Below are 8,572 nucleotides of genomic sequence, written 5' to 3'. Positions count from 1 at the left end.
ACAACCGATCCTACCGGCCATCATAGTCGCCGCTCAACCGGCCATCGTAGTTGTCGCCGCGCACAAGAAAGCGCGCGCGCAATGAGCGGCGGGGAGAAGGTCAGTATTGCGAGCGACCCGCGCACGATCTGGGGGTTGGAAGAGCACGAACGTCCGGCGGCAGTCATTGCGCTGCTCCAGAACTGCGCGCGTGAATTCACCGACGCTGTGAGAAGGGATGACGCCGGAGACGCCCAAGATATGGTGATTCATGCATTGGCGTCAGTTGCAGGCCTCTTCCCCGACCCGAATGATAATGTCCACAAAATGTTGCAGTCTCTTATTGGCGTATTTCACGCCGCAAAGTGGGGTGGACACAAGCATCTTTTGCTGAGAGCTACGCGCCCGATAATTGGAACAAAAAAAGGATACGGGCACGTCGTACTTGGCGGATTCGCTATATCCGCCGTGAAAATATTGACCGAGGTAGGATCAATGTCCGGTCGGGAAGCCCGAAAAGTCATAGCGGAAATTCTGGCTGATGCTGGTTGCAGCCTGAAGACCGCCGATCACGGGGAAGCGAAGCCAATAACGGGCACTGCTATCCGAAACTGGATCGAGATGCCCGAGAGCTTCCCTGCCCAGAATGAGATTGCAGCAGATATGGCGGATATTCATGCGGCAAACCTGCGCCAGCGGGGAGCCGTGACCAAAGATCAGGCTCTTGAGTATTTTCGCTTTCACGCCCGCGAGATGGTCGAACTGAGCCGGACCCTTTGAAGCTGGTTACCCGACCGCAGCACTCGCGCGGGCGGGAGTCAGCGGTGTGCTATTTGGGCCATGCGTTTTGGCACACGGTGACCGGATAGCTGCGATGTCGTCCAACGATAGGAGACGACATTGGAAATCCTGAACACCCGAGAGGCAGCGGATTACGTGCGCCTGGGCAAGCCGACGATGGAGCGCTTCCGCATCAGCGGGGAAGGCCCTGTCTTCGTGAAGCTCGGCGGCGCTGTCCGCTATCGCAAGGCCGATCTCGATAGCTGGATTGAAACCCGCCGCGTGCGCTCCACTAGCGACGGAGGTGCGAAGTGAGCGCCCCCGGACAGTCTGACAGCGAACGCCAGTTGGCCGAACGCTTGAAGCAGTTTTATGAACGCCCCGAATCCATCGCCGTTGCCCATCGTCACATGCTGTGGCGGGAAACCGTCGCTGGCCACGTGACGATGGCCAAGCTCAATTCCCTTGCGGTACTGAGGGTGCAGGCACTGGTGACGCAGCACGATTATGAAGTCGCTGTGCATGAATTGGCGACCGAGAATGTCATCCCCTTGGCCGATATGCGCATTTTGGCCGAGGGCGCCTATGAGGCGAGGCGTTGCTATTACCTCGCTGCTGAACTGATTCCGATTGCGTTGGGGGACTGGTATCCCGCCGGGGAGACAAACTGTGGCAACTAGCGTCCCCACTGGCACCGGCGCCTTTGCCGCTGAGTATGTCCGTCATGGCTTCTCACTGTGCGCGATTCCACGCGGCACCAAGGGCCCGAGCGCGCCGGGTTGGAACCGGCCCGAGAACGCCATCACCGACCCGGCGGTGGCAGCCTTGCTAACAGAAGGCGTGGGCCTGCTCCACGCCTACTCCCGCACGATGGCGCTGGACTATGACGATATCCCGCAAGCGAAGGAATGGCTGCTCGCACGCGGCGTGAATACTGGTCAGCTTATCGCCTCGCCGGATCACGTCGAGATCGACTCCGGGCGCGAAAATCGGGGCAAGCTGCTCTATCGGCTGCCCGAGGGCATCCCGCCTGTTCGGACCTTGCAGATCAAGAACGCAGCCGGCGACATGATCCTCGAATTCCGTTGTGCCGACGGCGGCGGCAATTCCGTCCAGGACGTGCTGCCGCCGTCTATCCACCCTGATAACGGGCAGCCCTACCGTTGGGGAGGCCCCGGGGACTGGCGTAAGCTGCCCGTGATCCCAGCCGCGCTCCTTAAGGTGTGGACGGATGAGCTTGCGAAGGGGCCGGCAAAGAAGTCCGAGGCCAACGCGCCCATGCCGCATCAGTTTCCCGCGCAGTCCTTCGGCCCGCGCTTCGAGCCGGTCGCCGATACGCCTGAAAACCGCGCGGAGCTTGCCAGGCTCCTAAGGGTGACGGTGGACGGAAAGCGCGTCTTCAACCCCGACGCCGGTCGCGCCGACTGGTTGCCCGACTTGTGGAGCATCGCCGCCGTCGGTCCGTGGGCACATGACGCGGCGTGGGACTGGAGCAAGGAAGGCCGCACGTTCGACCCTCAGCAATTCGAGCAGGACTGGAAAAGCTTCGACCCCTCGCGCGCGGGAGGGATCACAGCGGCGTCGTTCTTCGCCAGGCTCCGGGCTTCCGGGGTACAGGACAACTTCGTAAGGGGCGTGGCATCGCCTGCCGGTGTCCCGCCGGTGTCGCCAGCGCCACCTCTTGCGCCCGGTGTTCCGTCCGTGCCGGTCGCCGCTGGTGCATCCGTGCACGTCCCGGTCGACTGGTCGCAACACGGCGACGTTCGCAACGCTCGGTACCTAGCCAGGACGTTCGGCAGTCGGTTGCTCTATATACATGGTCACGGGAAGTGGCTCCGCTGGTCCGCTGGTCACTGGGTTCTGTGCGATCAGGGGCAGGAAATCGAGGCGGCGAAGACAGCCGTGCAAGCCATGCTGGCCGACGCTGCAGCCAGCCATGCAGTGGACCCGGATCGAGGCAAGGCGCGCGTCAAGGACGCGGTGGCAGCGCATAATCTAACGCGCCTCAGGGCCGCTTTGGAACTCGCGCAGTCGGAACCGAACATGTCAGCTCGTCCGGCCGACCTAGACGCCGATCCCGAGCTGATAGGCGTCGACAATGGCGTCGTGAACCTGCGGTCGGGCGTGCTGATCACCAACCGTCCGGACCTGCTCATCACGCGGCACTGCGCAGCCGACTATGATCTGACGCCATGCTCGCGCTGGCTCCAGTTCATGGCGGAGGTGTTTGCCGGCGATCAGGCGACAGTCGACGCGGTGCAGCGGCTGCTGGGGTACACGCTCACCGGCCTGAATACGGAGGAGATTATCGTCTTCTGCATCGGCTCCGGGGCCAACGGCAAGTCGATCTTCGGCAACATCGTCAGCAGGATCGCCGGCGGGTACAGCAGGGTCGCGCCCCATTCCCTGCTCGCCGCGCGCCGCAGTGACGACAATAGCGCACGGGGCGACATCGCCATGCTGGAGGGTGCACGGCTGGTCTCGGTCAACGAGTTGCCCGGCGGGATGTATCTGGACGAGCAGACGGTGAAGGCGCTGGCAGGGCGCGAGCCCATCTCGGCACGGCATCTCTACGGCGAGTTCTTCACCTTCGATCCGCGTTTCACGGTCTGGGTGCGAACGAACCACAAGCCGATCATCAGGGGCGACGACGACGGTATCTGGCGCAGGGTTGTCGTGTTGCCCTTCCGGCAGAAGTTTGAGGGCACGCAGCGCGACCCGCACCTCGAAACCAAGCTCTGGGCCGAGCGCAATGGCATCCTGCGGTGGATGATCGAGGGTGCGCGCCGCTACCTTGCTTCCGGCAGCCTCGCGCTCAGCCCGGCGATCGTTTCCGAGCGGCAGCAGTACAGGAGCGAGAGCGACCTGCTCGGCGAGTTTCTGACCGACTGCACAGTGGCCGACCCGTCCGGGCGCACGCCGGACACGCTGCTCTTCGACAAGTGGACCGGCTGGTGCGGCGGCAACGGTCTCAAACCCGGAACCAAGACCGCCTTCACCCGGCGGCTCGGAGAGCGGGGGTTCCTGATCAGCAGGAGCAACGGGTCGCGCTTCTACTCCGGCCTGCGCGCGCTGCCGTGACGGGGTGGTGCAGAGGGCAGGGCGAGTAGGGCGCCTTTGAGGGGTATTTGCGTAAAAGTACTCTCATGAATTTCCCGTGAGGACTTTATTGAAAACACTTCAAAAGTCACCCTACCAGCCCTGCTTCAAAGTGAACGTGGATCAGGGCTATCCAGTAAGATGCGATTTCTGGATCATTTTGGATTGTTCACACTGCCGCGCAGTCATCACGGCCTAACCACCAGCGAATTCCAGGAGAATTTCAGTGTCGTCAGCCTACACAAAGTCGCTACAGCGAAGCATCGATGCCGATCTATCCACCAAACAGCAACTATCCAATTCCCCCTTGGAAGCGCGATTTATCCAATGGTTGGATAGTCAGCCGGAAATCAGCCGAATTCGTCCATACAGCATGATCGAACTGGAGCGGGCGCTGAATACGCAGGGCCGGTATATCAGCTCGATCCTGCTCCGTCACGGCTGGCAGCGTCGGCGCAAATGGTCGAGCCGGGGGCAGTATCACCGGTACTGGATGCCGCCGGGGATCGGTCGATGAGCCGCACCAAGATTGCTCCAGTCATCCCAACAAACGGCTAAAGGCTGTAGGACTGGCAATAAGCCGCCTCTGCTTCACGGATCAGCGTTTGGCCTCTGGCTACGTCCGCTTCATAATATGGCCGCTCATAGCCTGTGTACCCTTTCCCCCAAGTCTCCTGAATGGTCGCGCGCGCTCTGGCCACTGTTGCTTGGACGTATTGACCTCTTGCTCGCTCGCATTCCGTTTCAGTTTTGAATTTCTCCCCCAAGACGATGGAACCGTTATATGTCAGCATCCACCGCGCCGGCGGGGCTGGAACGGCCGCCTGCTTCTCCTGCTCAGCGGGCCGCGGAGCGGCATTTTGAAGATGATCCGCGATAGCAAAGCCCAGAGCGCCAAGTGTCGCCCCTATGCCAACGCCGGCGCCAACTAGGATGAACAGAGAAGCTTTTTTCTTAGCCGCCAGCATAGCCGTCAGTCCCCCATATCGTGACCATGTCATGCGAAATGGGTCATTCGCCCATGCGCGTTTGATGCCTGCCTATCGGCTCCGACAATCGCCCCCGTTCAGTGTGCTGGTACTGGTGGCGATATGTACGCCATTGCCGAGCGTGCAGGTAGGCGAATGCGAGCCGGCCAGCACGTCATTGGTACCCAATGGCCTGTTGATGAAGGTGGGCGGCTGCGGCGGCGTATAAGTCGATCCAGTGTTTATTGAGGTAGCCGTGCGAGCGGCTTGCGCCTGCGCTTCGGCTTGAGACCGCGCCGCTTCCGCGCGCACAGTTTCCGCATCCGCCTGCTGCTGAAGAATATCGCATTTCCGTTGCAGCAATTCACCCATCTGGGCTTCGGCCACACTCGAGAAGCCCGAGATGCCTACGATGGAGAGCGAGGCTGCAGCGGCAAGAGTTAACTTCATTGGCTGATCGGCCTTCCAAATAGGTCGTAAATACCGTGGCCTATCAGTGCGCCCAGCGCAACTGAAAATGGGTGCCACGCCAGTCCATCAAGACCGACACGGAGGGTCGCCTAAGGAGGCTGGGCCTGGCAATCCGCGCCGTGCGTTCGGAACGAGGACTGTCGCAGGAAGCGCTCGCGGATGCCGCCGGAATCGACCGCAGTCATATGGGCAAGATCGAGCGCGGCGAAAGAAATGTCAGTTTGCTCAATGTGGCGAGAATAGCGGACGCTCTATCGACTTCCATTGCTTCTTTGATGATCGTGGCTGAGATTTAGGCCGCCAGTTCACAAGAAGGAGAGCATCGAGCGGGCTGGTCAGGGCGTCTACTCGCCGGGCGTGCACGATGATGCGCAGGACGCGCGCGACGCTCTGTGCGCTTTCATCCGCGAGCCATGTTGCCTTGGTGACGGCTAACGATGATATCTGAAATTCCGGCTGCTCCGAAAATCACGCCTTTTGGATAGTCCCTCACAAAAAACCCACAGAAAAATTCTGCGAGCAACCATCAAGCCCCCAACCCTTGGGTAAGATCAAAACCCCCTTTGGGCCTCTCTGGAAAAAGGGATTCTTTTTCTACCTGCCCGCCCGTCCCGGATCAGCACAGTAGTTGGTTGCATGGACGTCATGCCCGGACGATCACAAACCACCTCGATCAACACCTTCGACATGGAATGGCACAGCCCAGTGAACGAACTGTGGTTGCCTGCCAAATCGCGAAATCCAGCCGTCTGATTGCTATATGATTACCAGAATGCGCGACAGCCTGATCGCTGCCGCACCGATTCCACATAAGTCGTTGAAAAGATGGTGAGCCCTGCTGGGTTCGAACCAGCGACCTACTGATTAAAAGTCAGTTGCTCTACCGACTGAGCTAAGGGCCCCCAAGCCGCGTGGGCGGAAGCCGTCACCTAGGGGGCGTGTGCGGCCGGGTCAAGCGTGCTGCCAGGTGGCGCAGCGTGAGGCCGGTCCGGGGATCGCGCCAGGCCGGCGCGACGTGGAGGGCCGGAATGAGGACGAAGCGGCGTTCGCGGAACAGCGGGTGCGGCACCACCAGGCCCGGCGCGGCGAAGGCGCCGCCGTTCCACAGCACGATATCCAGATCGAGCACGCGCGCGCTCCAGCGCCGGCCGCGCTTGCGCCGGCCGAACTTGTGCTCCAGCTTCTGCAGCTTGTGCAGCAGTTCGTCCGGCGCCAGCCTGGTGCGGACCAGCGCGGCGGCATTGGCGAAGCGGCGGCGCGAATGGCCCAGCGGCGGCGTCTCGATGATCGGCGATACCGCCAGCACATCCACCTTCCCGTGATCGAGCGCGGCCAGCGCAGCCCGGATCACGCCGCGCGGCGTGCCGTGGCGGTGATGCCGGCGGTTGGAGCCCAGGGCGACGAGATAGCGGTGCCGCCCCACCCCTCAGATATCTTCGCAGATGCGGGTGTAAAGGTGCGGGCGGCGATCGCGGAAAAAGCCCATGCCGGCCCGGTGCCGGCGCGCGCGATCGAGATCGATCGTCGCGACCAGCACGCCGCTTTCCGCCTGGCCGAATTCGGCCAGGAAATCGCCCCATTCGTCGGTGATGAAGCTGTGCCCGTAGAAGGCCTGCCCTTCTTCGGTGCCGATGCGGTTGGCGGCGATCACCGGCATACAGTTCGCCACCGCATGGCCCAGCATGGCCCGGCGCCACATGCGGCTGGTATCGAGATCGGCGTCGTAAGGTTCGGAACCGATCGCGGTGGGATAGAACAGCAGTTCGGCGCCCTTCAGCGCCATCACGCGCGCGCATTCGGGATACCACTGGTCCCAGCACACGCCCACGCCGATGCGCGTGCCCGCCACGTCCCACACCTTGAAGCCATCGTTGCCGGGGCGGAAATAGTACTTTTCCTCATACCCCGGCCCATCGGGAATATGGCTCTTGCGGTACGTGCCCATGATCGCGCCGTCCGTGCCGATCATCGCCAGCGTGTTGTAGTAATGGTGCCCGTCACGCTCGAAGAAGCTGGTCGGGATCGCCACGTTCAGCTTCGCGGCAAGCGCCTGCATCGCGATCACCGAAGGGTGCTCCGCCGTCGGGCGGGCCAGCGCGAACAGCTCTTCCTCCTCGACCTTGCAGAAATAGGGGCCGGAAAACAGCTCTGGCGGCAGGATCACTTGTGCGCCCTGCCCCGCCGCCTGTTCCACCAGCACGGCAACGGCGGCGATATTCTCCGCCTCGTCAGGCGAGTTGAGCGCGAGTTGCAGCGCGGCGACAGTGACTTCGGCCATGGGGCCGCTGCCTATCAGGTCCGCTTGCGGAACAGAAGCGTCATCCGGTCGCTTTCGCCCACGGCCGCGTATTTCGCCCGGTCCTGATCCTTCAGGGCATAGCTGGGCGGCAGGGTCCACACGCCGTTCGGCCAGTCCGTGCTGTCCTTGGGATTGGCGTTGACCTCGGACTGATCGACCAGATCGAAACCGTTCACTTCCATGAACTTGATCACGTCGGCCTGGCGCACGTACCCGGTCGAGCCATCGGCCGCGGCGAACGCGGCATCCGGCTTGGCGCGGTGATCGACGATGCCGATCATCCCGCCCGGCTTGAGCATTTCACGCATGGCCTTGATCTCGCTGTCGGCGATGTTCCAGCGAAACAGGTTGTGCATCATGCGGATGATCAGGATGCGATCGTAACTGCCCTTCTCAGCTTCGGGCACGGCATCGAGAGTGAGGGCCGCGAACCGATCGGCGGGAATGCCGGTCCACCCGCTGACATCCTGCGGGAACCTGGCCGCATCGGCGCGGATGCCGGCCTGCCGCTTTTCATCGAACGCGCCGCTGACCGGGTTGAAGAACAGCCCGACGAGATTGCCCTGCTTGCCCAGATAGAGGCCCAGCAGGCGCGAATACCAGCCGCCGCCTGGGGCATATTCGCCCACTTTCATGTTCGGCTGCACGCGGAAGAAGGCCAGCGTCTCGCCCGGATGGCGATAGACATCGCGCGCGCGGTCTTCCTTGCGCCGGGGGTTGGAGATCGCGAGTTCGAGCAGGGCCTTGCAGCCTTCGCACACTTCCGAATCGGAAGTATCCTCACGCGGTTCGGCCGCGACCGGAGAGGCGAAAAGCCCCATGGTTGTCGCAAGGGCGATCAGCAGACGGCGCATGAATTCCTCCGGCTTGGGCCTGACGGTTCCGGCCCCGGTGCGATCCTAGCCCACCGCGCGGCCATGACAAGCGTGCGGGCCATCACTATCTTGTGGACCCAAGGGCTAACCACAGGATGATG

11 protein-coding genes and 1 tRNA gene are annotated in these 8,572 nt (G+C 62.2%); 6 read left to right on the top strand and 6 right to left on the bottom strand.

Annotation, left to right across the window (positions count from 1 at the left end; translation table 11 throughout):
• The 5 genes from PYV00_RS06850 to PYV00_RS06830 all read left to right on the top strand — a co-directional run.
• Positions 1–759, top strand: a 759-nt coding sequence (locus PYV00_RS06850) for a hypothetical protein (protein WP_275227533.1), incomplete at its 5' end; no start/stop codon positions are given.
• A 120-nt stretch (positions 760–879) separates the two neighbouring features.
• Entirely contained in the window at positions 880–1,074 is a 195-nt protein-coding gene (locus PYV00_RS06845) for a helix-turn-helix transcriptional regulator (protein WP_275227532.1), read from the top strand.
• On the top strand, positions 1,071–1,439 hold the full coding sequence (locus PYV00_RS06840) for a hypothetical protein (protein ID WP_275227531.1): 369 nt from the start codon (positions 1,071–1,073) through the stop codon (positions 1,437–1,439). Before PYV00_RS06845 ends, PYV00_RS06840 begins: the two co-directional genes overlap by 4 nt.
• Positions 1,429–3,840 carry a phage/plasmid primase, P4 family gene (locus PYV00_RS06835; RefSeq protein ID WP_275227530.1) on the top strand — a complete coding sequence of 804 codons (2,412 nt, stop codon included), beginning with the start codon at positions 1,429–1,431 and terminating at the stop codon, positions 3,838–3,840. The genes PYV00_RS06840 and PYV00_RS06835 overlap by 11 nt, the downstream gene beginning before the upstream one ends.
• A 244-nt stretch (positions 3,841–4,084) precedes the next feature.
• Positions 4,085–4,375 (top strand): hypothetical protein, encoded by a 291-nt coding sequence (locus tag PYV00_RS06830; protein WP_275227529.1) that lies wholly within the window; start codon positions 4,085–4,087, stop codon positions 4,373–4,375.
• A 37-nt stretch (positions 4,376–4,412) separates the two neighbouring features.
• Here the strand turns inward: PYV00_RS06830 and PYV00_RS06825 are convergent, their stop codons facing one another.
• Together PYV00_RS06825 and PYV00_RS06820 are read right to left on the bottom strand one after the other, a co-directional pair.
• Positions 4,413–4,826 (bottom strand): hypothetical protein, encoded by a 414-nt coding sequence (locus PYV00_RS06825; protein ID WP_275227528.1) that lies wholly within the window; start codon positions 4,824–4,826, stop codon positions 4,413–4,415.
• A 72-nt stretch (positions 4,827–4,898) separates the two neighbouring features.
• Positions 4,899–5,276 (bottom strand): hypothetical protein, encoded by a 378-nt coding sequence (locus tag PYV00_RS06820; RefSeq protein ID WP_275227527.1) that lies wholly within the window; start codon positions 5,274–5,276, stop codon positions 4,899–4,901.
• Between the two features lie 71 nt (positions 5,277–5,347).
• Here PYV00_RS06820 and PYV00_RS06815 point away from each other — a divergent pair, with 71 nt between their 5' ends.
• On the top strand, positions 5,348–5,593 hold the full coding sequence (locus tag PYV00_RS06815; RefSeq protein WP_275227526.1) for a helix-turn-helix domain-containing protein: 246 nt from the start codon (positions 5,348–5,350) through the stop codon (positions 5,591–5,593).
• Between the two features lie 530 nt (positions 5,594–6,123).
• On the opposite strand, the gene PYV00_RS06810 is transcribed toward PYV00_RS06815, so the two are convergent.
• From PYV00_RS06810 to PYV00_RS06795, 4 genes are all read right to left on the bottom strand, one after another.
• Positions 6,124–6,199 (bottom strand) — tRNA-Lys (locus tag PYV00_RS06810).
• A 23-nt stretch (positions 6,200–6,222) separates the two neighbouring features.
• Positions 6,223–6,720 carry a 2-amino-4-hydroxy-6-hydroxymethyldihydropteridine diphosphokinase gene (gene folK, locus PYV00_RS06805; protein WP_275227525.1) on the bottom strand — a complete coding sequence of 166 codons (498 nt, stop codon included), beginning with the start codon at positions 6,718–6,720 and terminating at the stop codon, positions 6,223–6,225.
• Between the two features lie 3 nt (positions 6,721–6,723).
• Entirely contained in the window at positions 6,724–7,575 is an 852-nt protein-coding gene (gene aguB, locus PYV00_RS06800; RefSeq protein ID WP_275227524.1) for an N-carbamoylputrescine amidase, read from the bottom strand.
• A gap of 14 nt (positions 7,576–7,589) precedes the next feature.
• Positions 7,590–8,450: a class I SAM-dependent methyltransferase gene (locus PYV00_RS06795; protein WP_275227523.1), complete on the bottom strand. Its 861-nt coding sequence runs from the start codon at positions 8,448–8,450 to the stop codon at positions 7,590–7,592.
• Between the last annotated feature and the right edge of the window lie 122 nt (positions 8,451–8,572).

The sequence above is a fragment of the Novosphingobium album (ex Liu et al. 2023) genome (assembly GCF_029076845.1).
Classification (GTDB): Bacteria; Pseudomonadota; Alphaproteobacteria; order Sphingomonadales; family Sphingomonadaceae; genus Novosphingobium.
This window is presented reverse-complemented; position numbering and strand designations above follow the sequence as displayed.

Bases quoted from the DNA above. Each gene is read 5' to 3' on its own strand.
- aguB (WP_275227524.1), bottom strand. From the start codon at position 7,575: ATGGCCGAAGTCACTGTCGCCGCGCTGCAACTCGCGCTCAACTCGCCT.
- PYV00_RS06795 (WP_275227523.1), bottom strand. From the start codon at position 8,450: ATGCGCCGTCTGCTGATCGCCCTTGCGACAACCATGGGGCTTTTCGCC.
- PYV00_RS06820 (WP_275227527.1), bottom strand. From the start codon at position 5,276: ATGAAGTTAACTCTTGCCGCTGCAGCCTCGCTCTCCATCGTAGGCATC.
- PYV00_RS06825 (WP_275227528.1), bottom strand. From the start codon at position 4,826: ATGCTGGCGGCTAAGAAAAAAGCTTCTCTGTTCATCCTAGTTGGCGCC.